The organism is Pedobacter nyackensis, from assembly GCF_032678475.1.
Lineage (GTDB): Bacteria > Bacteroidota > Bacteroidia > Sphingobacteriales > Sphingobacteriaceae > Pedobacter > Pedobacter nyackensis_A.
This window is the reverse complement of record NZ_JAVTSF010000009.1, coordinates 153,471-172,479: the sequence shown is the minus strand read 5'-3', so window position 1 is coordinate 172,479 and position 19,009 is coordinate 153,471. Positions and strand designations below refer to the sequence as shown.

The 19,009-nt window shown below is 37.7% G+C and carries 14 protein-coding genes; 7 read left to right on the top strand and 7 right to left on the bottom strand.

What is annotated here, in order from left to right:
• Window positions 1-170: 170 nt before the first annotated feature.
• A complete protein-coding gene (locus R2Q84_RS23450; protein ID WP_316819040.1) occupies window positions 171-1,484 on the bottom strand; it encodes an aspartate kinase in 1,314 nt (437 codons plus the stop codon).
• 231 nt (window positions 1,485-1,715) lie between these two features.
• Between R2Q84_RS23450 and R2Q84_RS23445 the strand changes: the two genes are divergently transcribed.
• Entirely contained in the window at window positions 1,716-3,449 is a 1,734-nt protein-coding gene (locus R2Q84_RS23445; RefSeq protein ID WP_316819039.1) for a phospho-sugar mutase, read from the top strand.
• Between the two features lie 14 nt (window positions 3,450-3,463).
• Here the strand turns inward: R2Q84_RS23445 and R2Q84_RS23440 are convergent, their stop codons facing one another.
• The 6 genes from R2Q84_RS23440 to R2Q84_RS23415 all read right to left on the bottom strand — a co-directional run bounded on the left by R2Q84_RS23440 (window position 3,464) and on the right by R2Q84_RS23415 (window position 11,837).
• The gene (locus R2Q84_RS23440; RefSeq protein ID WP_316819038.1) at window positions 3,464-3,901 is read right to left on the bottom strand and encodes a response regulator; all 438 of its coding nucleotides are present in this window, start codon (window positions 3,899-3,901) and stop codon (window positions 3,464-3,466) included.
• A gap of 36 nt (window positions 3,902-3,937) precedes the next feature.
• A complete protein-coding gene (locus R2Q84_RS23435; RefSeq protein WP_316819037.1) occupies window positions 3,938-4,990 on the bottom strand; it encodes a sensor histidine kinase in 1,053 nt (350 codons plus the stop codon).
• 207 nt (window positions 4,991-5,197) lie between these two features.
• Entirely contained in the window at window positions 5,198-6,445 is a 1,248-nt protein-coding gene (locus R2Q84_RS23430; protein WP_316819036.1) for a glutamate-5-semialdehyde dehydrogenase, read from the bottom strand.
• A gap of 3 nt (window positions 6,446-6,448) precedes the next feature.
• Window positions 6,449-7,483, bottom strand: a complete 1,035-nt coding sequence (gene proB / locus R2Q84_RS23425) for a glutamate 5-kinase (protein WP_316819035.1) — start codon at window positions 7,481-7,483, stop codon at window positions 6,449-6,451.
• 101 nt (window positions 7,484-7,584) lie between these two features.
• Window positions 7,585-10,035, bottom strand: coding sequence for an AsmA family protein (locus R2Q84_RS23420; protein WP_316819034.1), 2,451 nt, complete (start codon window positions 10,033-10,035; stop codon window positions 7,585-7,587).
• 275 nt (window positions 10,036-10,310) lie between these two features.
• Entirely contained in the window at window positions 10,311-11,837 is a 1,527-nt protein-coding gene (locus tag R2Q84_RS23415) for a malate:quinone oxidoreductase (protein WP_316819033.1), read from the bottom strand.
• 325 nt (window positions 11,838-12,162) lie between these two features.
• On the opposite strand from R2Q84_RS23415, the gene R2Q84_RS23410 reads away from it, so the two are divergent.
• The 6 genes from R2Q84_RS23410 to R2Q84_RS23385 all read left to right on the top strand — a co-directional run bounded on the left by R2Q84_RS23410 (window position 12,163) and on the right by R2Q84_RS23385 (window position 19,007).
• Window positions 12,163-12,666 carry a GNAT family N-acetyltransferase gene (locus R2Q84_RS23410; protein ID WP_316819032.1) on the top strand — a complete coding sequence of 168 codons (504 nt, stop codon included), beginning with the start codon at window positions 12,163-12,165 and terminating at the stop codon, window positions 12,664-12,666.
• A 110-nt stretch (window positions 12,667-12,776) separates the two neighbouring features.
• The gene (locus R2Q84_RS23405) at window positions 12,777-13,316 is read left to right on the top strand and encodes a sigma-70 family RNA polymerase sigma factor (RefSeq protein WP_316819031.1); all 540 of its coding nucleotides are present in this window, start codon (window positions 12,777-12,779) and stop codon (window positions 13,314-13,316) included.
• Between the two features lie 90 nt (window positions 13,317-13,406).
• A complete protein-coding gene (locus R2Q84_RS23400; RefSeq protein WP_316819030.1) occupies window positions 13,407-14,066 on the top strand; it encodes a hypothetical protein in 660 nt (219 codons plus the stop codon).
• Window positions 14,050-15,270, top strand: coding sequence for a DUF4374 domain-containing protein (locus R2Q84_RS23395; RefSeq protein WP_316819029.1), 1,221 nt, complete (start codon window positions 14,050-14,052; stop codon window positions 15,268-15,270). Before R2Q84_RS23400 ends, R2Q84_RS23395 begins: the two co-directional genes overlap by 17 nt.
• A 91-nt stretch (window positions 15,271-15,361) precedes the next feature.
• Entirely contained in the window at window positions 15,362-17,755 is a 2,394-nt protein-coding gene (locus R2Q84_RS23390; RefSeq protein ID WP_316819028.1) for a TonB-dependent receptor, read from the top strand.
• Window positions 17,756-17,804: 49 nt separating this feature from the next.
• Window positions 17,805-19,007: a DUF4374 domain-containing protein gene (locus R2Q84_RS23385; RefSeq protein ID WP_316819027.1), complete on the top strand. Its 1,203-nt coding sequence runs from the start codon at window positions 17,805-17,807 to the stop codon at window positions 19,005-19,007.
• The last annotated feature ends 2 nt before the right edge of the window (window positions 19,008-19,009 follow it).

The window sequence follows — 19,009 nt, the reverse complement described above, 5'->3', positions numbered from 1 at the left end:
ATATTTTTTGTCGTTGTACTTGGCTTAATTTACATTGGAAACCAAATAGATCTTAAAAATCAGAAGATCAGTAAAAAAGAGTACGACAGAAGAATCAGGTTCTTTATCGCACTCATTTTTATCGTTATTGGTATCCTTGTCTGGATAAAAAGAAGGTAAATCCTTACTTGTTATTCAAACAGCCTGTTGTGTAAACTCTTTAAAGCTTCAGTTTTATCTGAAGTATTCAACAACAACGAAATGTTATAATTGCTTCCACCATATGAAATCATTCTTAACGGAATGTGCTTAATGGCATCAAGTACACGTGCAGCGTAACCATGTGTTTGCGCGCTAAAGTCACCAACAACACACACGATTGACTGGTTTGTATCAATTTCTACCGACCCGAAAGCATGTAGCTCTTCAACAATTTTCTCCAGGTTATCTGTAAAATCAATAGTTAAAGATACAGCCACTTCTGACGTTGTGATCATATCAATCGGTGTTTTATATCTTTCAAAGATTTCGAAAACTCTTCTCAAGAAACCATAGGCCAATAACATACGGCTTGACTGGATCTTAATTGCGGTAATTCCGTCTTTTGCAGCGATAGATTTAATTTTCCCTTTTTCGCTTTCCGTAGAGATCAATGTACCTGCAGCTTTTGGCTCCATAGTATTTAACAATCTTACAGGAATTTTATACTTCTGGGCTGGAAAAACAGATTGTGGGTGCAAAATTTTTGCTCCGAAATAGGCCAGCTCTGCAGCTTCATCAAACGAAAGGTGTGAAATAGGTTTAGTACCTTTTACAATTCTTGGATCGTTATTGTGCATACCGTCGATATCTGTCCAGATCTGAACTTCTTCGGCTAATATCGCCGCTCCGATTAAAGAAGCTGTATAGTCGCTACCACCACGGCGCAGGTTGTCAACTTCACCAAAGCTATTTCTGCAAATAAATCCTTGCGTAATAAACAGCTTGTTATCTTTATGCTGATCTAATATAGGTTGCAAATGTTTAGTTGCGTAAGGAACATCCGGTTCATTGTCCTCATCAATTTTCATAAAATCCAATGCAGGCAACAATACTGATGGCACGCCGATAGACTTTAAATAGATGTGGTACAAGGTAGTAGAAAGTAATTCACCTTGTGCAAGAACTACTTTTTCTTCAACAGGCGTAAAGATATCATTTGCCAAGGTGCTCAAAAAGTTAAAGTGATAATCTACAACTTCTTGTCCTTGCTCACGATATTCGCCTTCTACTAAAAGTTCTACGATGAACTCGTTATATTTTTGCTGTAATGCGTTAATCAAATCTAACGCAACCTGTTTATCTTCCTTTAAAAGTTTGGCTGAAATTTCCACTAAACTATTGGTTGTACCAGACACAGCTGATAATACCACAATTTGCTCTTCTGCAGGATTGATAATATCCAGCAATTTTTTCATGCGCTCAGGGCTTCCTACAGAAGTGCCTCCAAACTTTAATACTTTCATAGTTTTTTAATTGTTTTTTAATGGTCATGAGACACGGACCAAAGCCACAAGGTCTCATTTCTTGTTTATTTAATTTTTAAAGGTTAAAAGCTGTATAAATAGCTATATTTATTTGCTACAAGTATTTCAATTTTAACTAAAATGGTTATATACTTGTAATTGGGCGTGAATTTAAATAAATCGTGCTTAATAAAGGCAAAATAGACAAAATAAAATTTGGAAGGAGAAGATATGCAATTAGAACAAGCTACACTAAGCACAATTAACGAATGGCTTAAAGGCAATTATGACGAAGCAACGAAAAAAGAAATACAAGGTCTTTTAGATAAGGAAGCATATACTGAACTTACAGATTCCTTTTACAGAAGTCTGGAGTTTGGAACTGGGGGATTACGGGGCATAATGGGGCCAGGATCAAACAGGATTAATAAATATACTATCGGTACAGCTACTCAGGGCTTAGCCAATTATTTGAACAACAAGTACCCAGGCGAAAAAATCAAAGTAGCCATAGCACACGACAGTCGTAATAACTCCGATTATTTTGCACAAATTACAGCTGATGTGTTTTCAGCAAACGGAATACATGTGTATTTCTTTTCGGCTTTAAGACCAACCCCTGAGCTGTCTTTCGCTATCCGTAACCTTGGTTGCAAAAGTGGTGTGATGCTTACGGCTTCTCACAACCCAAAAGAATATAACGGTTACAAAGCTTATGGTGCTGATGGTGGACAGTTTACTGCTCCTGACGACAGCCTTGTTATGGATGAAGTAGCTAAAATAACGAATATTGATGCCGTAAAATTTGGCCGTGTTGAAACAAATATTGAATTGATTGGCGAAGAGATAGACCAATTGTATCTGGATAAAATCGCAGCGCTATCGGTTTCACCGGAAGCAATTGCACGTCAGAAAGACCTTAAAATTGTTTACTCCCCTATCCACGGGACCGGAATTACACTTGTACCTAAAGCTTTAGAGCAATTTGGCTTTAATAATTTAACACTTGTAGAAGAACAAAGTAAACCAAATGGAAATTTCCCTACTGTGGTTTATCCAAACCCGGAAGAGAAAGAAGCCCTTACGCTTGCGTTGAAAAAAGCAGAGGAAATTGATGCTGACCTGGTATTGGCAACCGATCCGGATGCCGATCGCGTGGGTATTGCCGTAAAAAATAACGATGGTGAGTTCGTATTATTAAATGGAAACCAAACCGGAAGCTTACTTATTAACTACCTGCTTACGGCATGGGAAGAAAAAGGTAAACTTACAGGAAATGAATATATTGTTAAAACTATTGTAACCTCTAACCTGATTGAGGCAATTGCGAACGTTAAGAAGGTTACCTTCTACAATACTTTAACCGGATTTAAATGGATCGGACAAATCATGACCCAGCTGGAAGGCAAAAAGACTTTTATTGGCGGTGGTGAAGAAAGCTATGGTTACCTGATCGGCGATTTGGTAAGAGATAAAGACGCCGTGGTTTCCTGTGCATTTATTGCTGAAATGACTGCCTTTTATAAAGATAAAGGAAGTAGCCTATATGATGCTTTGTTAAATACTTATGTAGAATACGGATTGTACAAAGAGGAATTGGTATCCATCACCAAAAAAGGTAAAACCGGTGCGGAAGACATTAAAGCCATGATGGAGAAATTCAGAAACAATCCTCCTGCAACATTAGGTGGTTCGAAAATAGCAACTTTAAAGGATTATGAACTGGGGATACAAACGGATCTGAAAACTGGTATAAAGACTGCACTTGATTTACCGAAGTCTGATGTTTTACAATTCATCACTGAAGATGGCAGCATTGTTTCTGCCCGCCCTTCGGGAACAGAGCCGAAGATTAAATTCTACTGCAGTGTGAATGCACCTTTAAAAGATAAAGCTGCTTTTAAAGCAGCAGATGCTGAATTGGGTAATAAAATTAAAGCGGTTATGAATGATCTTGAGGTTTAATTACCTTAGGATTATTACTCTTCAATAATTTTAAAAAACTTATCTGCGATATTTGCGAAAGCCTCTTTGTTAAGCGGCTTTTGCAAATATGTAGCTATTTCTGCTACATTCGCGGCATGCTGCTCATCATCTGGATTGAGCGAGGTAGTTAGCATTACTACTATAATTCTGGCTTTATGTTTTTCATCTAATTGCTTGTATTCGTCGATAAAGTCCCAACCGTTCATCCCTGGCATATTGATGTCCAAAAATATAATTCCGGCCTTTGGCGCATGAATATTGTCTTCATACTTCCCCGAATAGGTCAAATAATCCAAAGCTTCTTTGGCAGAGGTAATCTCCTTTACATCTACTTTAATTTCAGCATTTTCTACGATCCTACGATGAATGAAATTTGTGGAAATATCATCATCAACTAATAAAACACAATCAAGATCTTTATACTTCTTCATTAAAATGTCTTCTTTTATTCTTGTTCGAAATTATTTTTAAACTTTTAGGGAAAAACTAAAGGTACTTCCTTCATTCAATACAGATTCCACATTGATTTTCCCACCATGCAACTCAACAATCTTTTTGCAATGGGATAAACCTATACCGTACCCTTCATAATCAGTAGCACTGTGTAAGCGCTGAAACATCACAAATACCTTTTCTTTAAAACGGTCTTCAATACCAATACCATTGTCTTTAAATTCAAAATGCCAGAAATTATCATGGCCAACAACGGCAACCTGGATTTGCGGAGGTGTACCTGCCCGCTTAAATTTCAATGAATTACTGAGCAAATTTTGGAAAAGCTGTCGCAAGGCCGTCTCAAAGCCATAAACGATAGGAAGATCGGTATAATGAATTTCGGCACCTGCAGTCTGTATACTACTGTATAAATCATTTTTTAAACTATCCATTAGGGCATTGCAATCGACCAATGTTTTAGACTGCTGCCCTCCTAGTCTTGCATAATCCAATAAGCCTTTGATCAGGTTTCTCATGCGTTCGGTAGAACGGTCTATAAATTGGAGATAAAGTCTGGCATTGTCATCAAACACATCCTTGTACTCATCTTTAAACAACTCTACAAAATTCTTAACGGTGAGCAATGGCTCCTGTAAATCGTGCGACGCGATGTACACAAATTGTTCAAGTTCTTTGTTCTTTATTTCCAGTTCCCTGGCATATTCCTCTGCGGTCTTCTCCAGTTGTCTTTTTGCAGTGAGGTCCCTTATAAATTTAGAAAAACCAACTACGTTATTGTTATCGTCGTAAATTGCCGACAGCGTAACGAAAGCCCAGAAGAGCTCTCCATTTTTTCTAACACGCCAACCTTCATGCTGAGATCTGCCTTTCAGTCTGGCTTCTTCAATAAGTAATTCTGGTAATTTATTTCTGCGACTATCTTCGCTATAGAACACACTAAAATTCTGACCAATGATTTCATCGGCTGAGTATCCTTTTATTTTCTCCGCTTCTTTATTCCAATTCTCAATATTTCCTTGCCTGTCTAAAAAGAGAATAGCATAATCATCTATTACTTCAAGCATTCTAAGTAAGCTGTCCGATCTCAAGTACTTGTATTTAATTTTATCTGGTGGAATCCAGTACAAGTATTTTCAAAATTCAAGCCAAAGCACAGGGCTTACAACCTATTGAAACAAGGTGTTTTAATGTTATAACATCAAAAATACACGGCGCATTTTTTTCCCAAAAAGGGGAATTATACCACATACACACCGCTAAAAGCCAATAAATTAACGGACCTGTCCTTTCCCTCTAACTACCCATTTTTCGGTAACTAGTTTTTCTAATGCGAAAGGGCCGCGCGCATGAAGTTTTTGTGTAGAAATACCTATTTCAGCACCCAAACCAAATACTTGCCCGTCAGTGAACCTTGTTGAAGCGTTTAAATAAACCACGGCAGCATCAACTTGATTTAAAAACCTTTCCGCTTTAGAATGGTCTTCGGTCAAGATTGCTTCAGAGTGTTTTGAAGAAAAATCTGAGATATGTGATAAGGCTTCGTCTATACCTTCAACTACTTTAACAGAACATTTGAAATCTAAAAACTCTCTTCCGAAATCTTCTGATTTAGCCTCGTTTAACTGAGGGTAGTTTAATCCCTGAAGGATAGGGAACGAAATCTCATCAGCAAATATTTCTACATTATATTCAGCTAGTAACGGGGCTAATATGTTTAGAAAAGGTCGAACGATAACATGATCGACCACAACCGTATCCAATGCATTACAGACTGATGGCCGGGATACTTTAGCATTCACGACAATTTTTGCGGCTTCTTCTAATTTTGCCGTACCTTCTATATAAGTATGACAAACCCCTGCTCCCGTTTCAATAACAGGCACCAATGCGTTTTTACGTACATACTCTATAAGCTGATTTGAGCCACGTGGAATAATCACGTCGATATACCCTTCGGCCTGTAAAATATCTAATATGTATTTTCTGTCGGCCGGAAGTTGCTGTACCACATTCTTATCCAAACCGTATGTTTCCAGTACACACTGAATTAAAGAAACAATATACAGATTTGTATGATACGCATCTTGTCCACCGCGCAATAAACACACGTTTCCGGATCTGATGCACAAAGCTGCAACATCAATAGTAACGTTAGGACGCGACTCATATATTACACCAACGACGCCAAGAGGTACTGTTTTCTTCTGAATAAACAAACCATTATCAAGCGTGTTCTCCGAAAGAATGATGTTTGTAGGATCGCTCAATGCCGCAACGTCTTTTAAACTTGACACAAGATCAGCGATCCTGTTTTCATTCAACAACAGACGATCTTTCTTGGGGTCTGTATCGGGCATTTTTTCCAGGTCTTTTAAATTTTCTGAAATGATTTGTGCCGATTGGTCTTTAATAAGTACAGCCAGGCTGTTGATCAGGTCTTGTTTCCCCTTGTCACTTAAAGAAGAAATAGAAGCCTGTGCCTTTTTTGCATTGATTAATTGTTGTTGAATGGTTTCCATTGCTTAAAGTATTACAATATCACTGGCGTTTGCAATTTCCAGGTTATGTTGTTTTATATTTTTAACTATTGTTTCGGATGATGTTTTTGCTCGTGCCACAGCGACGATGTTTTCCTGCTCGTCGGTAATTTCAAAGATTTCACCGTCACTAAATTCCTCAATCACCGACATTACACCTACGGCAAGCAAGCTTTTACGCTTCCTGATGGCTTCACACGCACCTCCGTCTACCATGATACGCCCCGTAACCAGGCTCCCACTAGCCAGCCATTTATTTCTGGCAGATATATTAGAACTTTTTGGAACACATACGGTACCTGTTTTTTCTATTGCCGCTTTTAGTATACCATCTGGTGTACGAACACCAAAAATGATCACTTTGATTCCCATTACTGACGCTAAATGAGCAAAAGTTAATTTTGAAATCATTCCGCCTAAACCTAAATCAGATTTATTTTTATCCGCAAGGGAAAAAATATCGTTATTGATACTTTCAATTTTGTCAATCACCTTTCCTTCTCTATCCAACACACCAGGTACAGAGGTTCCTAATAGAATTACCGAAGCACCAAAACCTACTCCCAATAAGGTAGCCAATTCATCATTATCAGAAAACTTCAGCTCTAAACTGCTGACTACGTCATTTTCATTGGCGATAGGAATCACATCATTCTTCCATAGCTCTTCGTAGGTTTCCTTTAGTTGTAAAAACTGTTTACGGTTTGAAAAATGCTGGCGCTCGCAGAGGCTCTGTGCAATTGAAATTCCATAAGGAGAAAAATGTTTTGAATATATATTCAATAGTAAGGGGTTTCCAATTGAAGCTGCTGCTTTACGTTCGGAAATTTTTCCTTTGTAATTTTTAATATACTTTTTACCGGCACCTACTGCGCCTGAAGAAACAAGAATTAAACGATATTCCTTTGCAATTTCGGCAACTTGCCTGGCAACATCAGCAATTACCAGCTCATCAAGTTCTCCTTTTGTAGTAGTTATAGAAGCGGTTCCTAATTTCAAAACAAGTATTGGCTTGTCCATTGTGGTTCGGGTTATAGGTCTGTAATGAAAACCCGAAAATAGTCAATTATCCTCCTATCTATGAAATAAAGGAGAGGATAATTGATAGATTTTATAGAAAATTATTTCTCAGCGCTCTTATTTTTATCTCTGTTCTTGTTTAACTTGATTTTTATCTTCCCGTCTTCCCCATCGGTGGCCAATAAATGAAGTACAATCCCCTTCATTCGGCGCTCCTGAATTTCCTTTTTATCGGTAAGATCTGCATCCTTTTTAGGGTTTCGTAAAGGTACGTCAACAGTAATGTTTGTTCCTGTAGATAAGGAATAGACACCAGCAACATCCATATTCAAAAGGCTGGAATTAATTTGCATTGGATTTATGGTAATCTTTTGTCCACGGACATCGAATTTCCCATTCAGATTTTCGAAAGTGATATTATTAAGGTCCCTGAAGGGGAATGCAAATTTCCCTACACTAATGATGGGGTCAAAATTTAGCAGTGCTCCTTTTCGTAGGTCAAAGTTCAAGCTTCCATTCATAGAATTCGTCACCAATTTCCCCTGGTTAGTGATCCCACCGGATATGTTGGCGTTAGAAAACAAGAACCCTTTTAGATTTTTTGAAGTAAGACTTGTTAGACCAAAATTATCAAAAGCATAAAAAAAGTGTTTAATATCTACATTGGATAATACTGTATTTATATTAAAACGGTTGAGTGTGCCTCGTTGACTAATATTTCCATTAAGTTTTAGGGAGCCTCCGGCATGTTTAACATTCACATTCCGAATGGCGATACCAGATTCCGAAAGCAACAGATCGGCATTGGCATTGGTTGCCAGAAACTTATTATAATAAACCTTATCAACGCTTAAATGCATGTTTACATTACTCTTTTCAAACACCTCATTTAAATCTTCAGAGAAAGTACTCTTTTTCACGCTTTTCTTTCTGGTCTTCGCCGCAGGTCTTCTACGCTCAAGAAAGCCCAGAAATTCACCTAGATGCACTTGTGGACTGCTGATTTTCCAGGTCAATAAAATCTTTTCGGGAGCAGTATAATACAAGTTCAGGAAATTACGGACAACACCATCCATCATTACCACACTTTTACCACTTTGCAACCTTATATTTTTAATAAAAAGATCATTATTGGTAAAATTCAATAAAATAGCTGTATTGTTAAAGTTCAGTTTTCTGGGCATATAACTGATGTCTGCATTCTTTATGTCTATTGAGCCTGCAACCAAAGGCTTATTCAACTTAAAGTCAACTATATCTGCCTTATATGCTAAATTCACAATAGCAGTTCCCTTACCAAATTTCAGTGTCTCCTCACCTACAACCTTGTTTAATTTCGCAATTTCAAACTGTGATTTAAAAATCCCCGTAGCTATTGGTTTTTCCAGATTATGAATAAAAGCGGTGTCGATAGAAAAAGGAATTTCCTTATAACCACCTTTAAAATGATACAATTTAATTGCCGAATTTTCATCGTTAAAGCCTTTCCCGTTTACATAATTGTTAGTAAACATTCCAGTAAAATTACAGTCATCAATCACCCCACCGGGTGTAGTTAGCTGATTGTCTTTAACAACAGCTTCTACATCTATTTGAGGATCGCCACCTGGCCCCATATCTCCTTTTAACGTACATTTAGCATAAATAGGTTGTGCAAGATTAAACATATTTAGCTTTTCAGTAATATTCGGCGCTAACAATCCTGACGCATTTCTCCAAAGAATTTTCGGAACATCTATGTGAATCGTAAATTCAGTGCTCTCTTTTGAGGTATCAAATCTTGCATCTATAATAAAAGTATCATCCCCTATTTTTAGTTTATTCTGGGCCACATCAACAATTCCGTTACTTTCGTTGTAGCTCACCTTAAAAGGACCTTCTAACAGCTTGTCTTTAATAAAACTACCTCTGCGGGTATTAAAAGCCATACTTTTGGCAATGGTTTTTAGTTCAATATTCGCGTCCCAACCTCCAAGAAAAGGATAATCAATTTTTCCCGTTAACTCATCTACAACAAAATGAAAAAGCTTGTGCCCTTTTTGATTATCTACTACAAAGTTTACATTGTTTAATGCAATTTTTCTGATTTGTGCGGGAGCTGATCCGGATTCATCTGTAGCAGGCGTTGATTTTTTCTTCTTAAAAACAGCCGTATTTGTGTAACCATTACTATCAGTATAGAGATAAATAGTTGAATTATTAATGCCTATTTTTCCAATTTCTATATTCCCTTTTAGTAAACCAAGCATATTCACAGACACATCAAATTCACTGGCTTCTAAAAGGTTATGCCTATGGGTATTCCATAAGCTATCTTTAATAATTACATTATTGAGCCTTAAAGAAACACCAGGAAAACCCTTCAAAAATGTAGGATCCATGCTACCGATGGTCATGCTACCATTGAGGTTTTTATTGAGCTGCGTTGTTATTTTAGCCAACAAGGTTTTATTGTTCGTATTTACGTAGAAGGCAAGACCCACGTACAAAAGAAGAACAAATGCAACAAGGGCAGCAAATGTTATGAGTGCGATTTTAGACCAACGGGGCATGTTCTCTTGATTAAAGGGTTAGCTTAGCGATTGATTTGTTCTGGATTTGAACCGTTTATACATGTTCAATTATTATACCAAATAAGCTATACAAGCCATAGGTATCCCCTTAAAGATACAAATAAAAATGCCGTATTTTATTCAACTAACCTTTTATGCCCCATTGTTTTATTTTGGTATCAGCTTGTTTTAATATTCCTTTTTTATCGGTCTGAGCAAAAGGACAACAAAAGAAAAGCAAAAGAGGACCAAAAGCCGGGCAAAAGAAATTAAGACTATAATCCCAGTGCGTGGGTAGTTTGGATCCTGATATTTTCGGTCAATTGCGCATCACCATTAAGCTTTTCACCATAAGACGGGATCATTTGCTTTAGTTTCTTCTGCCATGCTTCTGTTTTGATTTGATCACTAAAGCAACGCTCCATTAATGTAATCATAATTGAAACAGCTGTAGACGCACCAGGTGATGCTCCTAATAGCGCAGCGATTGAACCATCGGCAGCAGTTACCATTTCGGTACCAAATTCAAGGATACCGCCATGTTTTTCATCTTTTTTAATTACCTGAACACGTTGACCAGCAGTTTCAAGTTCCCAATCTTCCATTTTTGCTCCCGGGAAATATTCTCTTAAAGCAACCATGCGGTCTTCAGGTGACTGACGTACTTGTTCAATCAGGTATTTGGTTAATTGCAAATTATCCAATCCCGCAGAAATCATTGGGCGAATGTTATTAACTTTTATGGATAAGGGTAAATCAAGCAATGAACCGTTTTTTAAGAAACGTGTAGAGAAACCGGCGTAAGGACCAAAAAGCAAAGCTTTTTTACCGTCGATCATCCTTGTATCCAAGTGTGGTACCGACATCGGAGGCGCACCTACTGAAGCTTTACCATACACTTTTGCATTATGTTGTTCAATAATTTCAGGATTCACACATTTAAGCCATTGTCCGCTTACCGGGAATCCACCAAATCCGTTTCCTTCGGGAATACCTGCTTTCTCAAGTAAAGGTAATGATCCGCCTCCCGCACCAATAAATACAAATTTAGCCTTTACTACTCTTCTTTGTCCCGCAGTTTCATCTTTGACCTTCACTTCCCATAAGCTGTTTTTTTGCTTAAGTTTTTTCACATCATGATTAAAGTGAAGTTTTACCCCGGGTTTTCCCTGCAATTTACTGAACATCATTCGGGTTAATGCACCGAAATTAACATCAGTACCCATTTCCATCCTCGTAGCTGCAACTTTTTCATCAGGATTACGTTCCTTCATCACAAGCGGCATCCATTCAGCAAGTTGCTTAGGATCTTCTGAATAGATCATTCCTTTAAACAAATCACTCTCCTGCATTCTTGCATAACGCTCTTTAAGAAAATCAACATTCTCCTGGCCCCATACAAAACTCATGTGCGGAATAGCTTTGATAAAAGTTTCAGGACTATCTACCAGTTTGCTTTTAACCAAAAACGACCAGAACTGTTTTGATACTTCAAATGACTCAGCAATCGAAACAGCTTTTTTTGTGTCTACGGATCCATTTGCCTGTTGAGGTGTATAATTCAATTCACAAAAAGCAGAATGCCCTGTACCTGCATTGTTCCATGCATCCGAACTTTCGGCTGCAGCAACGTCAAGTCTTTCAAAAATCTCGATAGTAATATCCGGCTGTAACTCCTTGAGCAACATACCTAAAGTAGCACTCATAATACCTGCTCCAATTAACACAACATCAACAGTTTTCTCCGGATTACTATTTTTTCGAGTCATTTTTCTGAAATTTTCCGCAAAAGTACAACACAAAAATTTATTTGACGTGAATTTTTCAAAAATTATCCTTGTTTTTTACATTCTTATTGAAATCAACTAGTTAGTTTTGAAATATGTAGACACAATTAACAATTTTATTACATAAAAATGATTATTCTGATTTGTTTTTATCAATCAGAACGCAAAAACAGTGTATAATACGAGCGAAATCTTCAAAGTAAAATATCTGACTGTTTTTTTTTTACACTTCAAATTATTTGCATTCCCTGCTTAGCCCCACCCCAAATTAAAATTCATTTTCCGCGTTAATAACAACATATCTACCTGACTACGTATACTTGTACATAAATTAAAACCTATGAACACTCCTATTACAATTGACCAACTTAACAATACCTATTGCGACCGCATTGTTAAGCTCATCTTACCAATACAACAGATCGAATTCAATGTGCCAGTAACTCTGGAAGGACAGCCAGACTTGCTCGACATAGAAACAAGCTATCAAAAAGAAGGCGGCAATTTCTGGGGGGCCTTCTATAATGCTGAACTGGTTGGTACTATTGCATTAATTAATATCGGTCATCAAGCTTGCGCATTAAGAAAAATGTTCGTTAAAAAAGAGTTTAGAGGAAAAGAACACGGGATTGCACAGCTACTCCTTGAAAAATATATTAGATTTTGCAGGGAAAATGCTATCACCGACATTTACCTCGGCACGGTTGACGTGCTAAAAGCCGCACATCGTTTTTATGAAAAAAATGGCTTTATGGAGATTAATATGAACGAACTGCCTGAATACTTTCCCCGGATGCCTGCTGATAACATTTTCTATCATCTTCACATCACGAATGCCGTTTAAAGACTTGATTAATACAACAGAAGAATGCTGAGTAAAATAAAAACGTCCAATCTATTTAGATTAATTACAAATAATCTATATTTGCTGCAGATACGATTAATGAGCATCTTTTGGCAGAACAAGAAACCATACACAAAACAAATACACTGATCGACAGAAATACTTTCGAAACAGTCTACAATTTGTATTGGGAAAAAATTTACGCCGTATGCTTCAACAACATCCGGGAGATTGAACCCTCTCGGGAAATGGTTCAGGATATTTTTAAATCTTTATGGGAACGTCGTCACGAGCTAGAACTGGAAAACATCAACAATTACCTGGTTCGCTCTGCCAAATTCAAAACTTTTGAATTCATCCGTAATAAGGTTAGCCAGCAAAAACATATCTGTAATAAATACCAGGATTGTAGTATGTCTTCCAATTGTACCGAAGAGCGAGTATTGTTCAATAACCTCAAAGAGAAGGTTAATATTTTGGTTGACACCCTTCCGTGCCAGTGCAAACGGGTTTATAAAATGAGCCGGGAACAAGGATTAAGTAATAAGGAAATTGCATCGGCGCTATTGATCACTGAAAGAGCTGTAGAATACCATATTACCAAAGCTCTAAGCGTTCTTAGACTCAACCTTTCCAATTATTCTGCTTAATTTTCAAACTCACTTACGGTAAAACCGCTGTTATGCTACTTATATTTTATATAAGTTTGTAAACAAGATTAAGACAGACTCAGCGATTAAATGAAAATCAGTAGCGAACTCATAGAAAAATATCACCGTAACGAATGTAACCAAGAGGAAATAGAGGTTGTTGAAACATGGTTATTTTCGGGCGATAGCGATGAGGCCCTACAACTTCCTTTGGGTGAAAACAAAGCTGAGCATAAAGTGAAGATCTGGAATGAGATAGAGAAAATACTACCTATCGAAACCCCTGCACCGGTTTTAACCAAAAAGCCTTTCTTTAAAAATCCATTCTGGTCGGGTGCCATTGCCGCTTCTGTAGTATTTTGTGTTGCAATTATAGCAATTGATAGACTAAATGAATCCAATTCTGCTAAGCATGAGCCATTTGTAATGGTCAACAATACCTCTGCCATCAAGATAAGAAATTTTGAAGCGAACGGCTATAACATAGCTATAGGTACCAATACATCCACTAAAATCGATCACGAAACTGGTATTGTTGATCTTTCTGGTAGTCTCTTGATTCGTCCTAAAAAGGATATTGAGCTCTTATTTGAAGGTAGTAAAGAAAAGATGAAATTTAAAGCTGGTCAAACTTATATTATATTAAAAGGCGAAACTGGCAATGACAAAGTTATCATTGTTAACGAGAGAAATATTATGGATCTTCCTCCGGTGATTCAAAAACAAATCATCAATGAATTTCAAATTTAAACGCCTGCAGCTTCTTTTATTAATTCTTGTTTGCTTTTCATCTTGCACGCAAAAACCGTTGACAGGTAACGATTCTGCAAATAAAAAATATAGTCTTTATATTCTTGGAAAAAATGGCAATGAATACCTGCTACAAACCAATAGTTTGGATAGTGGAGTTTTGTTGCCCGAACATGATGGAGCCGATATCAGCACAAAAGAAATTAGTCGCGCAGTAATTGTGAAAAATGGCTATTATTATCATTTAAATAGGAAGAAAGCAACATTTGTAAAATATAAACTGGTAAACGGAGCACTCGTTGAAAGCGCAAGTCTTCCGCTGGTAGATTTCTCCATTGAAAACTTTTACTGGAAAAGTATCGATACGCTTTTGTTAACGGGTTTAAATGCGACAGACTTCTCCCAGGTACGATACGCCATTATAAATACGGCCAACATGAAACAAATCTCTGCGGGAGACATGGAAATCCCTCGTCCTATAGGCCGTTTTGATAATATGTCGATTGGTTTTGTAGAGCCACGTAAAGCCAGCTTACTGGTAGGATACACTTATCATCAGCAGTTAAACACAGCAGATTACACCACAAGTGATACGACCTATGTGACCGAATTGAGTTATCCTGAAATGAAAGCGATAAAAACTTCTAAAGATACTCGATCTACTTATCCGGGAGGTATCAACACCATTCAGCCCTATTCATTTAATGATGAACAGCATAATTATTATTTCATGACCTGTCCGGGAATAGCCTTAGGAAACCGTCCTGAACTTCCCACGGGTATTATGAGAATTAAAGCGAACGAAGCTACTCCTGATAAAAACTATTTCTTTAATATTTCTGCAAGCATTATCCACAACCATGCCTATGGCATGTGGTATCTTGGTCACAATAAAGCGATCATCAGAAGTGAAAGAAAAGATCTGTTTAAGGGAATTGGAGACCATTACAGCACCGCTCATTTCGAATTTTATGTACTAGATCTAAATAGTCAGGATATACAAAAATTAGCGCTTCCTTTAGATAAAGGAACCCGTCGTGAATGTGTGATCATAGATAAGGATATTGCATATATATCGGTAAATTCAAGTACTTCCGGCAACTTTATATGGCTATACAACATTAAAACCGGATCACTTAAAAAAGGCCTTGAGCTAGCTGGAAACACCGATTTTATCATGAGAATTGACAAGTTAAATCCTTAAGATTAAAATATATTTAATATTTCGTCTTTACCACCTTCGGTAAAGCTGCAGTTATGCTACCTCCTAGTATAAATGTACAATATTAAATAAAATGTCATACGGGAAAACTTTACTACTCTTCTTACTTTGCGCAGTTTCATTGAGCGCCTTCTCTCAAAACTCCCCGGTCATCTCCGGATATATAAAAGATGGAAATGAATTAATTACCGGTGCCTCAATTGTTGTAAAAGGTACAAAAACAGGTGCCAGCTCCGATACTAAAGGTTATTATGAATTAACAACGCTTAAGCCAGGAACATACACATTGGTTGTCTCCTATCTTGGTTATCTGAAAGAGTCCAGATCGGTAACCTTAAATGCCAATCAAAATCTAAGTCTAAATTTTTCTCTAAAAAAAGATCAACAGCAACTTCATAATGTAGATATCCATGGAAAGACCAAATCCCAGGAAGTAAAAGAGTCTGGCTTTGCTGTAAATGCAATAGACACCAAAAAATTTGCAAATACTACTGCCGACCTGAACCAGGTCCTTAACCGCAGTACAGGCGTAAGGATTAGGGAACAAGGCGGACTGGGTTCGGACTTTAAATTTTCAATTAATGGTTTATCAGGCAAGCAGGTAAAATTCTTTATCGACGGCATTCCTATGGAAGTAATGGGTAGTGCAATGTCTTTAAACAATATTCCAGTTAACCTTGCAGACCGACTGGAAGTTTACAAAGGTGTTGTACCCGTGCAACTTGGTGCAGATGCTATGGGAGGTGCGGTAAATGTAGTTACCAATCAAAAAGCCAGCAACTACCTGGATGTAAGTCATAGTTACGGCTCATTTAATACAAACCGTTCGGCTTTAACTGGTCAGTTTGTAGATAAAAAAACAGGCATCATTGTAAAGGCCAGCGGATTCCTGAACTCATCTGATAACAATTACAAAATGAAGGGTGTTGACGTTTTAAATATCGGCTCTAGAGAAAACCCATTCATCCCTGAGGAAGAATTAAACGGCATGGAATACGTTCAGGCGGATGTAAAGCGATTCCACGACAACTATTTCTCGGCCCTGGCTCAGCTTGAAGCTGGTATAACTAACAAAAAATGGGCAGATGTTTTTTTTATAGGTGGCGGTTACAATGAGTCACATCAGGATCTTCAAACAGGCTTCGATCAGAAAACCGTTTATGGTACTGTAAAAAGAAACAGCTACGCCAAAAGTGCAACGATACGTTATAAAAAAGATAATCTTTTCACGAAGGGGTTAAGCCTAAGTGCATTTGCAGCCCGGTCATCAGATACCTACAGGACTATAGATACGCTTTTTGGAAAATATGACTGGAGCGGAACCTGGTACGAAAGTGGCCGCACCGAAATGGGCAACGGCATCAAGAATATTAGTGTGATCAAAAGACCGAGGACTTATGCGATGGCCAACATGAGTTATGTGATAAATCCAAATCACTCATTAAACCTCAACTATACACTTGATCATTTAAAAAACAAGAGCTATAATGCCTTACAAGTATCAACTGACAGCTTACCTGGCAAAATTAATAAACAGATACTGGGACTTGCCTACCAGCAGGACCTTCTTGAAGGTAGATTGGTGAATACAATTTTCGCTAAATATTATAGTCTTGGCTTAAATCGCGCCAAATACATTAACCGTATCTTAACCAGTCAGGATACTACAGCTTCTAACCTTGGGTATGGTATTGCATCCAGGTATAAATTAACTTCAGGTCTGGGTATTAAAGCGTCTTACGAGCATGCCTATCGCTTACAGGAAGTTGAAGAAGTATTTGGTGACGGTTTAAATCTTCAGGGAAACCCAGATTTAAAGCCTGAAAACAGTGACAATATCAACCTGGGGGCGTTCTATAGTTTCGAGGTCGGTAAAAATTCCTTTTTTATCGAGGCTTCAGGCTTCTATCGTAATGCGAAAGACTTTATATTCCCTGTGCCGGATGTGCGTTCCAATTTGCTGAAAAATGAAAACCAATCCAGTGTCCGCATTTCTGGTTTTGAATCAGAAGTACGCTATAACTACGATCAACTACTTTCAGTTACGCTAAACATGACTTACCAAAATGCCATCAATACGACCAAATCCGGACAAACAGAATCTTACTATGTGGAAGGCACCTACAACAATAAAATCCCAAATCAACCCTGGTTATTCGGGAATGCCGACTTCACCATTGGAAAAAATGATGTTTTCGGAAAAGATACCCGCTTACAGTTCAACTGGTATACACAATACATCAACTGGTTTTATCTAACCTGGGAAAGCAAGGGAAATCCAAATGGAAAATCCGATATACCGACACAGTTTGTACAAAACGCAGCTTTAAGTTACTCAGTTCAAAATGGTAAATACAACATTTCAGCAGAATGCAGAAACCTGACCGATCAACTGACCTACGACAATTTTAAACTGCAAAAACCAGGTAGGTCGTTCTCTGTGAAATTCAGATATTTTATACACTAAGCATTCCAGTACTAAGCATCAAACAGAATAAATAAAACATACAGTCCATATGAAACGACTAAATAATATTCCGGCAAAACTAACCCTAATGATACTCGTGTTTTTTTCCATCAGTGGTTGCGAAAAAAGAAACGTAGGTAATGTAGAAGAAGGGACAAAATATTCAGCAATCCTTTGTGTGGGTAGCTGGCCAAATACAGCTTATTACATTTCCAGTATCCCCTCTCTAACAAGCGGGACGATCAGTCTGAAAGGTAATGGCGCTGAAATGACAGGAAAAGTTTACGCCCAGGATGTCATCCAGAGAGACGGATTTTACTACCATGCAAACGCTGGAAGCGGGCGTTTAGGGAAATATCATGTAGAAAACGGAGTACTCTTGATCGATAAAGAAATTCCTTTTTCATGGTTAAACTGGGCTTCCTATACATGGGTGGATAACAATACCCTGGTAATTTTTGGTGATGGTAAAGGCGAGGCACGTTATGCCATTATTAAAGTAGATAAAATGACTATAAAAACTGGCCGCCTGACATTAAACCCCATTGCAGCTGGATTTCAGATTTACAATTTCGGTTTCGCAGAATATAGAAATAACAAAATTTTCCTTGGATATGGATTTGGTTCTAACGACTGGACCAACTACCCTAAAATGCCAGTGTATCCAAAATCGTTTGTGGCAGTTATCGACTATTCCAACATGACCGTTGAAAAAACAATAGAAGAAACAAGAAGCAATGGTCTGGGTGGTTCAAGCGTTTATGCTCCTTCTTCATTCATCGACGAAAATAATGATCTTTATTTCATCAGTGATCCTGTTGGAATCTATGATTATATTTCTCCATCTGCGATGTACCGTATCAAAAACGGATCAACAGAGATCGATCCTACTTACTTTTTTAACTTCTCTGCAGCAACAAGTAACGAAAGAGCACCCGCTATGTGGTACATCGGTAATGGAAAAGCTATAGTTCGCTCACGTATTGCCGGAGAATCTATTGACACAGATCATTATTACTGTGTAATCGATGTTAAATCAGGTGCGCTGATTAAAAAGCTGGATCTGCCTGCGGATAAAGGAGAGCGTATGGTAAATGCAGTCATCGTTGAGGATGGAAAAGCTTTTATTGCTGTAAACGCCGCCGACAGGGATTACATCTGGCAATATGATCCCGCAACGGATAAACTAACCAAAGGTGTTGAGTTTATTGGTGGTATCGATTACATCTTAAGAATCGAAAAATTAAAATAGCA